The organism is Antarcticimicrobium luteum, from assembly GCF_004358185.1.
GTDB lineage: Bacteria > Pseudomonadota > Alphaproteobacteria > Rhodobacterales > Rhodobacteraceae > Antarcticimicrobium > Antarcticimicrobium luteum.
The window spans coordinates 13,611-29,436 of the sequence record NZ_SMUV01000045.1 but is presented as its reverse complement, the minus strand read 5'-3'; the positions used below and the strand labels follow the sequence as shown (position 1 = coordinate 29,436).

Annotated in this window: 14 protein-coding genes and 2 tRNA genes; 11 read left to right on the top strand and 5 right to left on the bottom strand. The window is 66.6% G+C overall.

Annotation, left to right across the window (positions count from 1 at the left end):
- Positions 1-12: 12 nt before the first annotated feature.
- Together E1832_RS03040 and E1832_RS03035 are read right to left on the bottom strand one after the other, a co-directional pair.
- Positions 13-1,266, bottom strand: coding sequence for a sarcosine oxidase subunit beta family protein (locus E1832_RS03040; protein WP_133358263.1), 1,254 nt, complete (start codon positions 1,264-1,266; stop codon positions 13-15).
- Positions 1,267-1,486: 220 nt separating this feature from the next.
- Complete coding sequence (locus E1832_RS03035) at positions 1,487-2,914, bottom strand: Glu/Leu/Phe/Val family dehydrogenase (RefSeq protein WP_133358262.1); 1,428 nt, start codon at positions 2,912-2,914, stop codon at positions 1,487-1,489.
- A 347-nt stretch (positions 2,915-3,261) separates the two neighbouring features.
- On the opposite strand from E1832_RS03035, the gene E1832_RS03030 reads away from it, so the two are divergent.
- The 3 genes from E1832_RS03030 to E1832_RS03020 are packed head-to-tail and all read left to right on the top strand — an operon-like array spanning position 3,262 to position 6,115.
- On the top strand, positions 3,262-5,010 hold the full coding sequence (locus tag E1832_RS03030) for a pilus assembly protein (protein WP_133358261.1): 1,749 nt from the start codon (positions 3,262-3,264) through the stop codon (positions 5,008-5,010).
- The gene (locus tag E1832_RS03025) at positions 5,007-5,558 is read left to right on the top strand and encodes a TadE/TadG family type IV pilus assembly protein (RefSeq protein ID WP_133358260.1); all 552 of its coding nucleotides are present in this window, start codon (positions 5,007-5,009) and stop codon (positions 5,556-5,558) included. Before E1832_RS03030 ends, E1832_RS03025 begins: the two co-directional genes overlap by 4 nt.
- A gap of 5 nt (positions 5,559-5,563) precedes the next feature.
- Positions 5,564-6,115, top strand: a complete 552-nt coding sequence (locus E1832_RS03020; protein ID WP_133358259.1) for a TadE/TadG family type IV pilus assembly protein — start codon at positions 5,564-5,566, stop codon at positions 6,113-6,115.
- Here the strand turns inward: E1832_RS03020 and E1832_RS03015 are convergent.
- On the bottom strand, positions 6,112-6,582 hold the full coding sequence (locus E1832_RS03015; RefSeq protein ID WP_133358258.1) for a hypothetical protein: 471 nt from the start codon (positions 6,580-6,582) through the stop codon (positions 6,112-6,114). The genes E1832_RS03020 and E1832_RS03015 overlap by 4 nt on opposite strands.
- Positions 6,583-6,777: 195 nt before the next feature.
- Here E1832_RS03015 and E1832_RS03010 point away from each other — a divergent pair, with 195 nt between their 5' ends.
- The gene (locus E1832_RS03010; RefSeq protein WP_133358257.1) at positions 6,778-7,689 is read left to right on the top strand and encodes a pirin family protein; all 912 of its coding nucleotides are present in this window, start codon (positions 6,778-6,780) and stop codon (positions 7,687-7,689) included.
- 184 nt (positions 7,690-7,873) lie between these two features.
- Positions 7,874-8,854, top strand: a complete 981-nt coding sequence (locus E1832_RS03005; protein ID WP_133358256.1) for a hypothetical protein — start codon at positions 7,874-7,876, stop codon at positions 8,852-8,854.
- 14 nt (positions 8,855-8,868) lie between these two features.
- Here E1832_RS03005 and E1832_RS03000 read toward each other — a convergent pair whose 3' ends face one another.
- On the bottom strand, positions 8,869-9,456 hold the full coding sequence (locus tag E1832_RS03000) for a TetR/AcrR family transcriptional regulator (protein WP_133358255.1): 588 nt from the start codon (positions 9,454-9,456) through the stop codon (positions 8,869-8,871).
- 100 nt (positions 9,457-9,556) lie between these two features.
- Between E1832_RS03000 and E1832_RS02995 the strand changes: the two genes are divergently transcribed.
- The 6 genes from E1832_RS02995 to E1832_RS02970 all read left to right on the top strand — a co-directional run bounded on the left by E1832_RS02995 (position 9,557) and on the right by E1832_RS02970 (position 14,585).
- Positions 9,557-9,844 carry a hypothetical protein gene (locus E1832_RS02995; protein WP_133358254.1) on the top strand — a complete coding sequence of 96 codons (288 nt, stop codon included), beginning with the start codon at positions 9,557-9,559 and terminating at the stop codon, positions 9,842-9,844.
- Positions 9,845-9,928: 84 nt separating this feature from the next.
- A complete protein-coding gene (locus E1832_RS02990) occupies positions 9,929-11,215 on the top strand; it encodes a homoserine dehydrogenase (protein WP_133358253.1) in 1,287 nt (428 codons plus the stop codon).
- Positions 11,216-11,300: 85 nt separating this feature from the next.
- Positions 11,301-12,272 (top strand): class II fructose-bisphosphatase, encoded by a 972-nt coding sequence (glpX, locus tag E1832_RS02985; protein ID WP_133358279.1) that lies wholly within the window; start codon positions 11,301-11,303, stop codon positions 12,270-12,272.
- Between the two features lie 125 nt (positions 12,273-12,397).
- On the top strand, positions 12,398-14,140 hold the full coding sequence (gene recJ, locus E1832_RS02980; RefSeq protein ID WP_133358252.1) for a single-stranded-DNA-specific exonuclease RecJ: 1,743 nt from the start codon (positions 12,398-12,400) through the stop codon (positions 14,138-14,140).
- A gap of 112 nt (positions 14,141-14,252) precedes the next feature.
- Positions 14,253-14,327 (top strand) — tRNA-Glu (locus E1832_RS02975).
- 183 nt (positions 14,328-14,510) lie between these two features.
- A tRNA-Glu gene (locus E1832_RS02970) sits at positions 14,511-14,585 on the top strand.
- Between the two features lie 142 nt (positions 14,586-14,727).
- Here E1832_RS02970 and E1832_RS02965 read toward each other — a convergent pair.
- Positions 14,728-15,813, bottom strand: coding sequence for a DUF1513 domain-containing protein (locus E1832_RS02965; RefSeq protein WP_133358251.1), 1,086 nt, complete (start codon positions 15,811-15,813; stop codon positions 14,728-14,730).
- Between the last annotated feature and the right edge of the window lie 13 nt (positions 15,814-15,826).

Sequence of the window (15,826 nt, the reverse complement as noted above, 5' to 3'; positions counted from 1 at the left end):
GACACCCGCGCCTCAGTGCAGATTATGCTGCGCACCGGTCCCCTCCTCGTCCATGATCCCAAACCCGGTTCGGAACCGGTCCAGCCGGAACCCCGCCGCCGCCTCATGTGGCCGCCCGGTCGCCATCAGATGGGCGAAACAATGGCCCGAGCCGGGCACCGCCTTGAACCCGCCATAGCACCAGCCGCAATTGAGATAGAGCCCCTCGATCCCGGTCTTGTCGATGATCGGCGAGCCGTCGGGCGACATGTCCATGATGCCGCCCCAGCTGCGCAGCACCCGCGCCTTGCCGATCATCGGCATCAGCGCCATGCCCGCCTCCATCACATGTTCCACCGCCGGCAGGTTCCCCCGCGCAGCATAGGAGGCATACATGTCGATGTCGCCGCCGAACACCAGTCCGCCCTTGTCGGACTGGCTGATATAGAAATGCCCCATGCCGAAGGTCACCACCGTGTCGATCACCGGCTTCAGCCCCTCGGTGACAAAGGCCTGCAAGACATGGCTCTCGATCGGCAGGCGCATCCCCGCCATCGCCGCCACCTGGCTGGAGCGGCCAGCAACCACGATGCCCACCTTCTTTGCCCGGATCGCGCCCCGGCTGGTCTGCACCCCGGTGACCGCACCGTTCTTCACCTCGATCCCGGTGACCTCGCAGTTCTGGATCAGATCGACGCCGCGCATATCCGCGCCGCGGGCATAGCCCCAGGCCACCGCGTCATGCCGTGCCGTGCCGCCGCGCGGATGGTAGAGCCCGCCCCGGACAGGAAAGCGCCCGTTGTCGAAGTCGAGATAGGGCAGCATCTTGCGCACCCCGCCCCGGTCCAGCAGGATCGCGTCGTCGCCCTGGTTCAGCATCGCGTTGCCGCGCCGCGCATAGGCATCGCGCTGGCCGTCGGAATGGAACAGGTTGATGACCCCGCGCTGCGAATGCATCACGTTGAAATTCAGATCCTGTTCGAGCCCCTCCCACAGCTTGAGGGAATGCGAATAAAACTCCGAATTGCCCGGCAACCCGTAATTCGCCCTCACGATGGTGGTGTTGCGCCCGATATTGCCGCCGCCGAGATAGCCCTTTTCCAGCACCGCGATGTTTCTCAGCCCATGTTCGCGGGCCAGGTAATAGGCGGTGGCCAACCCATGCCCGCCGCCGCCGATGATGACGATGTCGTACTCGGGTTTCGGCGCCGGGTCGCGCCAATGGGCTTTCCACCCCTTGTTGCCGGTCAGCCCCTCCCTGAGGACCCGCAGCCCGGAAAATCGCATCTCAGCCTCCTGACAGTTCGGCACGCGGCGGCGCGCCGGGCCATGCCGACACTAACATCACCGCAAGGCGGCACCAGCCCCAGATTTTCGACAAAGCCGTGTTCACCAGCGACACCGGGCGGGTCTTTTGGCGACCCGCCGGGGATGGGCGGAACGGATTGTACGAAATGCCGCCGAAACACCCTGGTTCCGGCGCCGCATCCCCCTCATGCCAGGCGGATCAAAGGCCCTTGGCGCGATAGCTTGCCGCCACCTTGCCGATCGAGACGATATAGGCGGCGGTGCGCAGATCCTCGACGTCGGCGCGATCGTGCCAGACCTCGCGCATGGACTGATAGGCGATCCGCATGGTGTCATCGAGCCCCGAGCGCACCAGCTCCAGCTCATCGGCACCGCGCAGGTATTTCTGTTTGAAATCCGGGCTCGGCGACCAGGTCTTGCCCAGCGCGTCGCTCAGGGATTCCAGCTGCTCCACCACCAGCTGGTGCCGGGCCTCCTCCTGACGGCGCTGCATCCGGCCAAAGCGGATGTGGCTGAGGTTCTTGACCCACTCGAAATAGGACACCGTGACGCCGCCGGCGTTGGCATACATGTCGGGAATGATCACCACCCCCTTGTCCCGCAGAATCTCGTCCGCACCGGCGGTCACCGGCCCGTTGGCCGCCTCGATGATCAGCGGCGCCTTGATTTTATGGGCGTTGGTCAGGTTGATCACCCCTTCGAGCGCGGCCGGGATCAGAATATCGCACTCATGCTCAAGCACCGCCGCCCCTTCGGCGGTATGGGTGGCGTCCGGGTATCCGGTGACACCGCCGTGGCGCGCGATCCAGTGATGTACCGCCTCAACGTCCAGACCGCTGTCGTCGTAAAGCGCGCCGTCGTGTTCGATGATCCCGGTGATCCGCGCGCCATCCTCCTGCCCCAGGAACTTGGCGGCGTGATAGCCCACGTTGCCCAGCCCCTGCACGATCACCCGCTTGCCGTCGAGCCCGCCCGAGAGCCCGGCCTTCTCCGCATCGCGCGGATGGCGGAAAAATTCGCGCAGCGCATATTGCACCCCGCGGCCCGTCGCCTCGACCCGCCCGGCGATGCCACCCGCGTTCAGTGGCTTGCCGGTGACGCAGGCGCGCGCGTTGATGTCGGTCGTGTTCATCCGCGCGTACTGGTCCGCGATCCAGGCCATCTCGCGCTCGCCTGTGCCCATGTCAGGGGCCGGCACGTTCTGGCTGGGGTTGATCAGATCCCGCTTTGCCAGCTCATAGGCGAAACGCCGGGTGACCAGCTCCAGCTCGTGCTCGTCATACTGGCGCGGGTCGATGCACAGCCCCCCCTTGGAGCCGCCGAAGGGCGCCTCGACCAAAGCGCATTTATAGGTCATCAGCGCCGCCAGCGCCTCGACCTCGTCCTGGTTCACCGCCATCGCGTAACGGATGCCGCCCTTGACCGGCTCCATATGTTCCGAATGCACCGAGCGATAACCGGTAAAGGTCTGGATCTGGCCGCGCAGGCGCACGCCGAAACGTACCGTGTAGGTCGCGTTGCACACGCGGATCTTTTCCTCCAGACCCGGCGGCAGATCCATGATCGCCGCCGCCCTGTTGAACATCAGATCCACGCTTTCGCGAAAACTCGGTTCCTGCCGAACCATGGTACGCCTCCTTGCCGCCTGAGCATTTGACCCGCGACTCGCCAAACGGGCCCGTTCCCGAAGCAGACTAGGCACTTCGTTCGCAGGCTGCGACCTTTTTAAGCATTCAGGTATTTAAAGACATCTTCCCAACCGCTTCGGCCGCCATGGGCGACCGCTTCGGGGGCCGTGAGCGACCGCTTCGAGGACCGCAAAACCCTCCTCCACGGCGCGCCCGGACGCTGGCCGCGCATCCCCTGAAAAACCCCGCCTTCGCCCAACTTAAGCCATGATTTCGGGCGAAAACCGCCTTGGTGACCTGTGTTCCGGGACCACCCGGCCCGTGCAACAGTCCGAGCGAGGAGCCCATGCGTTTCAAATTGCCGAAACAGCGCCTTGGTGGCAACGAACCGGTCCGGCAGGCGCGCTGGCTGGGCCGCCATGCGCGGCACTTTGCCCGCAGCGAGGATGGCTCGCTGATCGTGTTCGCGGTCTATGTCTTTCTGATCATCCTGATGTTCGGCGGCATCGGCATCGACCTGATGCGGTTCGAACGCGACCGCGCCAACCTGCAATATACCATGGACCGCGCCGTTCTGGCCGCCGCCGACCTCGACCAGACCCTCGATCCCGAAACGGTGGTGCGCGACTATCTCGCCAAAGCCGGGATGAGCGATTTTCTGACCAGCGTCACCGTCGACGAGGGACTGAGCTATCGCACCGTCTCGGCCTCGGCGTCCTCCACCATCGCGACGCAGTTCATGCACATGACCGGCGTCGACACCCTGACCGCGCCGGCGGCGAGCACCGCCGAGGAGCGCATCGACGGGGTCGAGATCTCGCTGGTTCTGGACGTGTCCGGCTCGATGAACAGCAACAGCCGGCTGACCAACCTCAAGGCCGCGGCAAGGGACTTCGTCGACACGATGGCCGACAACACCAAGGACGGCGACATGTCGATTTCGATCGTCCCTTATGCCACCCAGGTCTCGACCCCGGCGGCGTTCCTGAGCAAATTCAACGTGACGCAGGAGCAGACCTATTCCAACTGCGTGAATTTCGAGTCCTCCGATTTCGACACCACCGCGATCGACACCTCCGCCGAGCTGAAGCGGACGATGCATTTCGACCCCTGGCACACCTACGACGGGCGCAGCTACGATCCCAAACGGCTGGTGTCCCGGCCGGTCTGCGAAGACGCTGAAGCGCGCGAGATGGTGGTGCTGCAAAAGGATCGCGAAACGCTGAAGACTTTCATCTCCAACCTCTCGGCACAGGGCAACACCTCGATCGACATTGGCATGAAATGGGGCGCCGCGCTGCTGGACCCCAGCCTGAATCCGGTGGTGACCGGCCTGATCGGCGAGGGCACGGTCTCGCCGGATTTCTCGGCCCGGCCGGAAGCCTTTGCCTCCGGCGCGACGCTGAAGGTAATCGTGCTGATGACCGACGGCCAGAACACCAGCCAGTACTATGTCGAGGATGAATTCCGTGCCGGCGATTCCACCGTCTGGTGGAACGATCAGGAGGAGAAATACTCGGTCTATTTCGGTCTCGACAGTTTTGACGAGGACCGCGACGGCATCACCGACGAACCCCGCTTCTTCTGGCCGTGGAACGACAGCTGGAACGACCACGCCTATGGCAACGGCACCTATGAGGAAACGCACTATGAAAAAGAATGCGAATCCTACAAGCGGAACGGACGCTGCCGGCGCTACACCACCGTGGAAACCACCATCACGGTGAGCGAGCCCGGCTCCGCCGAGATTCTGACCTATGGCGAGCTCTGGGCCCGCACAAGCCTGGCCTGGAATGCCAAGAACAACTACCCCTGGTCGATGGCCAGTCAGGCCTGGAACGACTGGTACTACGGCGCCTTCAATGACGTGAACAGCACCACCAAGGACACAAGGACCAAGGCGATCTGCGACGCCGCCAAGGCCGAAGGCATCATCGTCTTCACCATCGGCTTCGAAGCCCCCTGGAGCGGGTTGGAGGTGCTCAAGGATTGCGCCAGTTCCTCCAGCCATTTCTTTGACGTGGAGGGGCTGGAGATCTCCGACGCCTTCGCTTCGATCGCCTCGTCGATCCGCAAGCTGAGGCTGACGCAATGATCGGGCGGCTGGGGATCGGACGGCTGGGCAGATCGCTGCGCCGGTTCTGGCGGGACGAGGACGGCAACGCCACGATCGAGTTTGCCATCACATTTCCGGCGATCATCACCATCCTGCTGTCCGGGCTCGAGTTGGGGTTCGTCACGCTGCAGCATTCCATGCTGGAACGGGCGATGGATCTGACCGTGCGGGACATCCGCCTGGGCACCGGCACCGCGCCGCAGCATGACGACATCAAGGCCATGATCTGCGGTCGCGTCGGTTTCATCAGCGATTGCAGCAGCAGCCTGCGACTGGAGATGATCCAGGTCGATCCGCGGGCCTGGTCCGGGATCAGTGCCGATCCCGACTGTACCGACAAATCCGAAGATGTGTCGCCGGTGCGTAATTTCGAGAACGGGCAGGAGAACGACCTGATGATCCTGCGGGCCTGCGCCAAGATCGACCCGGTCTTTCCCACCACCGGGCTGGGAAAGAACATGGTCAAGGATGCCTCCGGCCAATACGCGCTGACCTCGACCACCGTTTTCGTGCAGGAGCCGAGGTGACCCAGATGCGCACGCGCCTTCTTGCCCTGCTCCGCCGGTTCCGGGATGAAACACGCGGCAGCGTGTCGGTGGAATTCGTGATCGTGATGCCGTTCCTGTTCTGGGCCTTCATGGCCACCTACGTCTATTTCGACGGCTACCGGCAGAGCGCGCAGAACCTCAAGGCCGCCTATGCGATCGGCGACATGATCTCGCGCGAGACCGAGGACATTAACAGCACCTATATCGACAGCATGCAGAAGGTGCTGGGGCTGATGACCCGGTCGTCCGAGACGGTGAAGCTGCGGGTCACGGTGGTCCGCTGGGACGAGGGCGACAATCGCTATTATGTCGTCTGGTCCGAGCCCCGGGGCTATACCAGCGCGCGCGCCGATTCAGACATGGCCGAGATCGCCGGTCTCCTGCCGGTCATGCCGGACGGTGAACGCGTCATCCTGATCGAGACACGCTCGGTCTATGAACCGGTCTTCGATATCGGCATGAGCGACAAGATTCTGGACAATTTCGTCTTTACCCGGCCCCGCTTCGGGCCACAGATCAAGTGGGCGGCCGGTTAATCGCGTTCCGCCAGCAGCGCCGACAGAACCTCCGACATCGCCTTGGTCTGCGCTGCCGCGGTCACCCCGCCGATCCCCACGCGCCGGCCCAGCCGCCACCACAGGCCCGGCCGCCAGGTGCGCACGCCGGGCGCGCGCGTACGGATCAGGAACCCGTTGGACGGTTTGAAGGCAAAGACGCCGCGCTCCAGCCCCTCGATCTCGTCGATCGCGGCGATGCGGGTGCCATCACTGCTGCGCAGTTCGGTCCGGGTCAGCTCGATCCGCGCGCTGGTGCCGCGCCGCATCATCTCCGCCAGCCACAGCGCGCCCGCCCCGATCGCCAGCAGGAACCCCTGCCAGGCCAGCGCCGGCGGCGTGGCAAAGGCGACATAGACCAGCAGCCCGCCGAACCCCAGCAGCACACCGACGCCCAGCCAGCGGCGCATCGCCGAGACCTTAACCGTCATCAGAATGTCGTCCTCCATGGGCCCCTCCGGCTGCCTGCGTCGGCGGGCTTATCCGAATTCTCGGGGCGCGAACAGCCAAATCCGCCGGGCCCGCCGGTTCCTGCCCTTCCGCCCGAACCGTGCATGACCGCACAGGCCCCGTGCCGCCCCGGATGGTTGCCCGTCTCTTCGTCCCGCCTATGTTCATTCCCGAACACAAGTGTGGAGACCCCCATGTCCCTCAGACCCACCATCGAGACCCGCCGCGCGATACCCGCGTTGGAGGGCGCCGGCGTCAAGCTGCATCGCGCCTTCGGTTTTCAGGATCCGTCCGAACTGGACCCCTTTTTGCTGTTCGACGATTTCCGCAACGAGCGCCCCGAGGATTTCATCCGCGGCTTTCCCTGGCACCCGCATCGCGGGATCGAGACCATCACCTATGTGCTCTCGGGCACGGTCGAGCATGGCGACAGCCTCGGGAACAGCGGCACGCTGGGCGCGGGCGACGTGCAATGGATGACCGCCGGTCGCGGCATCCTGCATCAGGAGATGCCCAAGGGGAACGCGCGCGGGCAGATGCACGGGTTCCAGCTCTGGGGCAACCTGCCGGCCGCGCAGAAGATGACCGCGCCGCGCTATCAGGACGTGCAGGGCACCGAGATCCCCGAGGTGATCGACGATGACGGCACACGGGTGAAGGTGATCGTGGGCGAGTTCTGGGGCAAGCGCGGCCCGGTCGACGGCATCGCCGCCGATCCGCAATACCTGGACGTCTTCGTGCCCGCAGGGGTGAAAAAGACCTTCCGCATCGATACTTACCGCCGCGCCTTCGCCTATATTTTCGACGGCACGGCCGCCTTTGCCGATGCCTCCGCGCCCGGCGGCGTCCTGCTGGAAAAGGAGGTCGCGGGGCAAGAGGTGAACATCCGTGATCTGTCGGGCGACCGCACCCTCGTGCGCTTCGGCAGCGGCGACGAGATCACCGTTCAGGCCGGCCCCGAGGGCGTGCGGTTTCTACTGATCTCGGGTGCGCCGATCGCCGAGCCGGTAGCCTGGCACGGACCCATCGTGATGAACACCCAGGAAGAGCTGATGCAGGCGATGCGCGACCTGCGCAACGGCACCTTCATCAGCCCGGCGCACTAGAACGGCGCCATCGGCCGTCCCCGCCGCCGCCCTCCGCCCCAAACCCGGTCGCGCCCCAGGCGCGGCCGGGCTTTTTTATGGCGGGCCAGGTCCGTTTTCGGTGTATACTCCCCCTGCCTCGGCGCATTTCACCGGGGAACGCGAATTTCAAAGGAAAACATTTTTGCATTGAAAGGGATCGGCCATGGCCGCCAAAACCGCTCAGGATCTCGTCAACAGTTCCGTCGTCCAGAAATATATCGAGGCGATCGACAAGGATGCCCTGGAGGCGCTGAAGACCGCCAAGACGGTACTCTCCTCCTCGACCGTGAAACTCTACTCCTCCACCACGCTCGGCGCCTACAAGGCCGATCGCGATCGCCTCGACAAGTGCCTTGGCGATTTCAACGCGGCCTGGAACAAGGTCGTCTTCGGCAAGGCCGGGGATTCCAAGGAGCTGATCAAGACATACACGAAATACGTGCTTGCCCTGACCGTTCTTGAAGAGGCCAACGCCAAGCATGGGGCGATGATGACCGCCGGCTTCGCGGCGCTGGCCGCGACCCTGCTGAACCTGCTGGCCAGTTGGATCGCCGAGATGCACAAGCGCTGCAAGGCGCTGGAGAAAGAGCTCAAGGAGTTGGAAAAACTCCTGAAAAAGGCCAAGCGCGAGGTGACCGAGGCGAAATGGCAGACCGGGCTGAACATCGCGGTGACCGCGGTGTCCTTCTGCCTCGGCCCGGTCGGCTGGGGGGCCCGGATCGGGGTGGCCCTGGGGGGTGTCGCGGTGCATTCGGTGATCGACGGCGCCCTTGGGCCCAGTTCAGGCAGCCCGCTGGGCGCCGCCAATACCGTGGCGGGCGAATCCGTGGAGCTTGCCGACAAGCTGTCCAAGGGGTCAAAGAAGCTGACCGGCGCGGCCTCTGCGGTGCTCACGCTCAAGATGGACACCGACGAGATCGGGCAGGCCGAAAAGATCGTCAAGGAGGTTCGCAAGAAGCTGAACGCGGTGGCCTCCGAATACGACCGGCTGGCGCGCGCCACAGTGAACTGGAAAACCGACATCGCCAAGGTCGAGAAACAGGCCGACGCGGCGCTGAAAACGTACAGATCCGAGGTCAAAAAGTTCAAATCGCACGAGAAGGAGCGCCAGGGCCTGCTCAAGGAGTTCAAGCAGTGGAAATAGTCCCCGTCGCGGACTTACAGGCCCACCGCCTTGCGCACCATGTCCCAATAGATCGTCTCGACCTGCTCCAGTGACAGCCGCCCGCCGGCGCGATACCAGGTGTTGACCCCGTTCAGCATGGCGATCACCGCCAGCGTGGCGATCTTGGTATCGGCCACGTCAAAGACGCCCGCCGCGACCCCGCGTTTCAGGATCGATTCCAGCGCATCCTCGTAGCGCCCGCGCAGATCGCTGATCGCGGCGTGGTTCTCGGGCGTCAGGTTGCGCAGCTCCATATAGGCGATGAACACCTCGTCCGGGCGTTCCAGATGAAACCGGATGTGAAACCGCGTGAAGGTCTCCAGGGCTGCGCCCGGGTCCGGCACCTGCGACCGGGCGGCCCAGGTCGCCAGCAACTCGCGCATGTGATCCTGCATCAACCCGAACAGCAGGCTTTGCTTGTCCGGAGTGTAGTTATAGAGCGCGCCGGCCTGCACCCCGACCTCGCGCGCGATCTGGCGCATCGAGACGGCGGCATAGCCGTGCCGCGCGAACAGCCGCAGCGCCGCGTCCTGAATGCGCGGGCCGGTGATGTCGGAATGGGAACCTGCTGTGCGTGCCATCAAGGAAACGCTATCTGAACGTTTGTTCAGAAAAAACCCCCCGCTTGCGCCTTTTGCCCGCAACGGGCATGAAAGAGCGCACCCTGTCCCCGGATCGCCCATGTTTCAGCCGCGCCTCTTCGCCCTCTCCGCTCCGATCGCCCTGTTCGGTCTGGCCCTGACGCTCGTCGCCGCCGCCGGCTGCACCCGCACCGTGCCCGAGCTGGACCAGACCCGCACCGACGCCCTGCGCGACGCCCCCTATCCGGCGCTGGTCCCACTGGGGCCGCTGCTGGCCACCGGCGCGGCCGAGCCGGACAGCGCCGAACGTCTGGAACGCGAGATGGCCTGGCGCAGCGCCCGGCTCAAATCGCGGGCAGATCGTCTGCGGGCGGCGCAGCCCGAGTAAGCCGCGGCGCGCCCGCCGTTGCACCGCCAACCCGAACCGGATAAGGCACGCAGCAACAAAAGACAGCACGAGGGACACGCGACGATGACTGAAGCTCTGCGCCTTGGAATCGCCGGTCTGGGCACGGTCGGTGTGGGTGTCGTCCGCATCCTGCGCAAACAGGCCAGGCTGCTGGAGGTCCGCACCGGACGCCGGATCGAGATCGTCGCGGTCAGCGCCCGCGACGCCGGCAAGGACCGCGGCGTGACCCTGTCGGGCTATGCCTGGGAAACCGACCCGGTGGCGCTGGCCCGGCGCGACGATATCGATGTCTTCGTCGAGCTGATGGGCGGCTCCGACGGCGCCGCCAAGGCGGCGACCGAGGCGGCGCTGGCCAGCGGCAAACATGTGGTCACCGCCAACAAGGCGCTGCTGGCGCTGCACGGCCAGGCGCTGGCGGAACAGGCCGAGGCGGCGGGCCTCTCGATCCGCTACGAGGCGGCGGTCGCCGGTGGTATTCCGGTGGTCAAGGCGCTGACCGAGGGGCTGGCCGGCAACGAGATCACCCGGGTGATGGGGGTGATGAACGGCACCTGCAACTATATCCTGACCCGCATGCAGGCCACCGAACAGGGCTACAATGCCCTCTTCGAGGAGGCCAGCAAACTGGGTTATCTGGAGGCCGACCCGAACCTCGACGTCGGCGGCATCGATGCCAGCCACAAGCTGGCGATCCTGGCCTCGATCGCCTTTGGCACCAAGGTGAACTTCGACGGGGTCGAGATCGAGGGCATCCAGCGGGTGACGCTGGAGGATATCCGCCAGGCCGCCGACATGGGCTATCGCATCAAGCTGCTGGGCGTGGCGCAGCGCAGCCCGCGCGGGCTGGTGCAGCGCATGCAGCCCTGCCTGGTGCCGGCGAATTCGCCGCTGGGCCAGCTCGAGGGCGGCACCAACATGGTGGTGATCGAGGGCGACGCGGTCGAGCAGATCGTACTGCGCGGTCCCGGCGCGGGCGAGGGTCCGACCGCCAGTGCGGTGCTGGGCGACATCTGCGATCTGGCGCGCGGCTGCCGCTTGCCGGTCTTTGGCCAGCCCGCCACCACGCTGGAAGAGGCGCGGCCGGCACAGACCGGCCTGCCCGCGCCCTATTACCTGCGCATGTCGCTGCTGGACAAACCCGGCGCGCTGGCCAAGGTGGCCGCGATTCTGGGCGAGGCCGGCGTGTCGATCGACCGGATGCGGCAGTACAGCCATTCCGAGGCCGCCGCCCCGGTGCTGATCGTGACCCACAAGACCACCCGCGCCGCGCTCAACCAGGCGCTCGAGGCGATGGGCAAGACCGACGTGGTGGCCTCCGAGCCGGTGGCACTGCGCATCGAACACCTCTGAGCCGCCCCGGCCCGGGCCGCGGGCCTTGCGGCCCCTGCCCCGGGCGGGGTATCGACACATTAATATTATGACACAGGATATTCTCATGACCGCCAAGGACACCCAAGCCATCTTCGAGGACCGGATGCTGTCACTGGGTCTGGCCCGGGTCGCCGAACAGGCGGCGCTGGCTTCGGCGCCGCTGATCGGGCGCGGCGATGAAAAGGCCGCCGATCAGGCCGCCGTCAACGCCATGCGCGAACAGCTCAACCTTTTGGACATCGCCGGCGTCGTGGTCATCGGCGAGGGCGAGCGTGACGAGGCGCCGATGCTCTTCATCGGCGAAGAGGTGGGCACCGGCAACGGCCCCGGCGTCGATATCGCGCTGGACCCGCTGGAGGGCACCACGCTGACCGCCAAGGATATGCCCAACGCGCTGACCGTGATCGCCATGGGGCCGCGCGGCTCGATGCTGCACGCACCGGACACCTATATGGACAAGCTCGCCGTCGGCCCCGGCCTGCCCGAGGGCGTGGTCACCCTGGACATGAACCCGTCGCAACGAGTCGAGGCGCTGGCGACCGCCAAGGGCTGCAAGCCCTCCGACATCACCGTCTGCATTCTCGAGCGTCCGCGCCACGAGACGATGATCGCCGAGGTGCGCGGCACCGGCGCGGCGATCCGCCTGATCACCGATGGCGATGTCGCCGGCGTCATGCACTGCGCCGAGAGCGAGATCACCGGCATCGACATGTACATGGGCTCCGGCGGCGCGCCCGAGGGCGTGCTGGCGGCCTCGGCGCTGAAATGCATGGGCGGGCAGATCTATGGCCGGCTGCTGTTCCGCAACGACGATGAAAAGGCGCGCGCGGCCAAGGCCGGGATCACCGACCTCGACCGCATCTATTCGCGCGACGAGATGGTGACGCAGGACGTGATCTTTGCCGCCACCGGGGTCACCGGCGGCACCCTGCTGCCGGGGATCAAACGGACGCCCGGCTGGGTCGAGACCACGACGCTTCTGATGCGCTCGAAAACCGGGTCGGTGCGGCGGATGCAGTATCGTACGCCGGTCTGAACAAGGCCGGTCCGGGATCGCCCCGGGCAAACCGGCTTGCGCCGGGGCCTTCGGCGGGGATATTTTCAGTCAGTAAACGAGGCCGGTCCGGGATGGTCCGGCCTTGATAATTTGGAGGTGAGCAAGTGGCATTCCTAGGCGTGAAGTCTTCGCTGACCGGGCGGCGCTGGACCGGGCCGTCGGTCGAGATGGACCGCGCCGCCGAGGCGATGGCGCAGGCCACCGGCCTGCCGCGCCCGCTGTGCCAGGTGCTGGCCCGCCGCGGTGTGCCGGTGCAGGAGGCCGAGCCATTCCTGGCGCCGCAGTTGCGCGACCTGCTGCCCGATCCGCGGGCGCTGAGGGATATGGAGGCCGCCGCCGCACGCTTGGTCGACGCGGTGAAGCGCGGCCAGCGCATCGCGGTCTTTGCCGATTACGACGTTGACGGCGGCAGTTCCGCCGCGCTGCTGTTGAGCTGGCTGCGGGCGATGGGGCACGATGCGACGCTTTATATCCCCGACCGGATCGACGAGGGCTATGGCCCGAATGAGCCGGCGATGCGCGATCTTGCCGCAAGGCACGACCTGATCGTCTGCGTTGATTGCGGCACCCTCAGCCACGGACCGATCGCCGCCGCGAAAGGCGCCGATGTGATCGTCCTGGACCACCACCTGGGCGGCGAGACGCTGCCCGAGTGCGTCGCCGTGGTGAACCCGAACCGGCAGGACGAAAGCGGCGATCTGGGTTATCTCTGCGCCGCCGGCGTGGTGTTCCTGATGCTGGTCGAGGCGCGGCGCCAGCTGCGCGAGGGTGGCGCAGCCACCGGCCCCGACCTGATGGCGATGCTTGATCTGGTGGCGCTGGCGACGGTGGCCGACGTGGCGCCGTTGATCGGGGCCAACCGGGCGCTGGTCCGGCAAGGCCTGCGGGTGATGGCGCAGCGCCAGCGCCCCGGACTGGTGGCGCTGGCGGACGTGGCCCGGATGGATTCGGCGCCAAACAGCTATCACCTGGGGTTCCTTCTGGGGCCGCGGGTCAACGCCGGCGGGCGCATCGGCAAGGCCGATCTGGGCGCGCGGCTGCTGGCCACGCAGGACCCGGCCGAGGCCCGGTCGCTGGCCGAACGCCTGGACCAGCTCAACACCGAGCGGCGCGAGATCGAGGAGGCGGTGCGCGCCGCCGCCATGGAACAGGCCGAGGAACGCGGCTTTGACGCGCCGCTGGTCTGGGCCGCAGGCGAGGGCTGGCATCCCGGCGTGGTGGGCATCGTCGCCTCGCGCCTGAAGGAGGCCGCCAATCGCCCGGCCGTGGTGATCGGGCTGGACGGCGGCGAGGGCAAGGGCTCCGGCCGCTCCGTCTCCGGCATCGACCTCGGCGCCGCGATCCAGCGGCTGGCGGGCGAAGGGCTGCTGCTGAAGGGCGGCGGGCACAAGATGGCCGCCGGTCTGACCGTGGCGCGCGACCGGCTGGAGGAGGCGATGGAACGCCTCTCCGAGCTGCTGGCGCGGCAGGGCGCGGGCCAGGCGGGCCCGGCCGATCTAAAGCTCGACGGCACGCTGATGCCCGGCGCGGCGACGGTGGAGCTGATCGAGCGGATCGAACAGGCCGGCCCCTTCGGCGCCGGCGCCCCGGCCCCGCGCTTTGCCCTGCCCGATCTGCAGATCCGCTTTGCCAAACGGGTCGGCGCGGCGCATCTGAAACTCTCGCTCAGCGATGGGATGCAGGGCAAGCTGGAGGCCATCGCCTTCGGCGCCTTCGACAGCGATCTCGGCCCGCGCCTGGAGGGGCATGGCGGCGCCCGCTTCCACCTGGCCGGGCGGCTGGAGATCAACAGCTGGGGCGGCCGCCAGAGCGTACAGCTGCGCCTCGACGACGCTGCCGAGGCCTAGGGCGCACCAGCGCGACACCCGGTCTGCCCGGGCGCGAAAAATCTGCCGCCCGTCGCGGATTTTGTCTTGCGGGGTGCGGCGCGATTGCCTAAAGAACCGCTCACCACAGCGTGGCCCGTTCGTCTATCGGTTAGGACGCCAGGTTTTCAACCTGGAAAGAGGGGTTCGATTCCCCTACGGGCTGCCACTTTCCCCGCCCACCCGGAAATCGCATTCAATCGCAGCGCTTTAGCGCCCGCAGCCCATGGTTTCGAATGCCTGGGACATGGCGCGCGCCCGGCCCCGCCCCGCCGCATCGCCCGCGAAATTCTTCCCGCCCCCCTCTTGCGTCCCGCCGCGCAATTGCATAGTCAGGCGCACACCACGATGTGGCCCGTTCGTCTATCGGTTAGGACGCCAGGTTTTCAACCTGGAAAGAGGGGTTCGACTCCCCTACGGGCTGCCATTTCTCCCCGATCCGAACGACGCACCGCCCCCGGGTTTCGCCCGTGCGTCACGCAGGCCCAAAACGCGGCAATCCTTTGGGAACCGCCGCGTGAGTTGGGGAGTTTTCACCCTGAATTGTACGCATTGCGCACCGGGGTCCGCTACGCCCCGGTCAGCCGCACCAGATGGTTGTCCCAGCGCACCGGCGCGCGGTCGATGGGGATGATGCCGCCCGCCTCAAGCCGCACCAGCGTGCCGGTGCCGGATGAGGCGATGAAGCCGCCGGGCGCCGCCCCCAGGCCGCAGACATCCTCCATCGTCAGGTTCTGGGCCAGTTCGCCGGTTTCCACGTCATAGGCCTGCACCCTGCCGCCGCGCGGCGAGGAGACGGCGAGAAGGGTTCCGTCGCCGGAAAACGCGACGCTGCCGCCATAGCCGTTCATCTGATCGGCGATCCCGGCCGCCGCCCCGAGCAGATGCGGAGCGCCGCCGCGGCGATGGGTGCCCAGCACCGGCGGCAGATCGCCCTGCCCGCCCTGCCATTGCATCGCAAAGCCCACCAGCCCGTCGCCGCGCAGGTCGAGATGGCGGATCGAGTTCATGTGCAGCGCCGGCTCAAGCGCGACCGCCTCCAGCACCTCCCCCTCGAGGGTAAGATAGACCAGGCTCGGCTGCATCAGCGGAATGTTCAGCTTGGCCCGGCCGCTGTCGGGATGGGTTTCGATGCCGCCATTGGCCACCACCAGCGTCACGCCGTCGGGCATCAGGCGGATGTCATGCGGGCCGACCCCGGCGGAGGCGAACTCGCCCAGCCGCCTGTAGCCCGCCGCCGCGTCCCAGACCCCGATCACCCCGGCGGCGTTGTCATAGTCGTTCTCAGGCGTGTAGAGCCGCGCGCCGTCACGGGACAACACGCCGTGCCCGTAGAAATGCCGCCCCGGCGGCGCGGTGAACTCGGCCACGGTCTGGCCGGTCACGCAGTCGAGGACAAAGGCAAAGGTGCCCGGGCGGCGGGCAAAGCCGACCGCCTGCGCCCGGTGTGGGTGGGCGGCGGCGGCATGACCGCGACCTGGGAGCGGATGACGAAAGCGGATCGCGCCGTCCCCGCTCAGCCCAAAGAGGGCATGTGACCCGTCCGCCCCCTGCCCGGCCGAGAGATAGTCGGGCGCGCCCGCGTCGGCCCAGGTGGCCGACGGCGCCAGCCCGGTGGCCAGAATGCCCGCAAGAAATCCGCGCCGTGATGTCATGATCGGTCTCCGT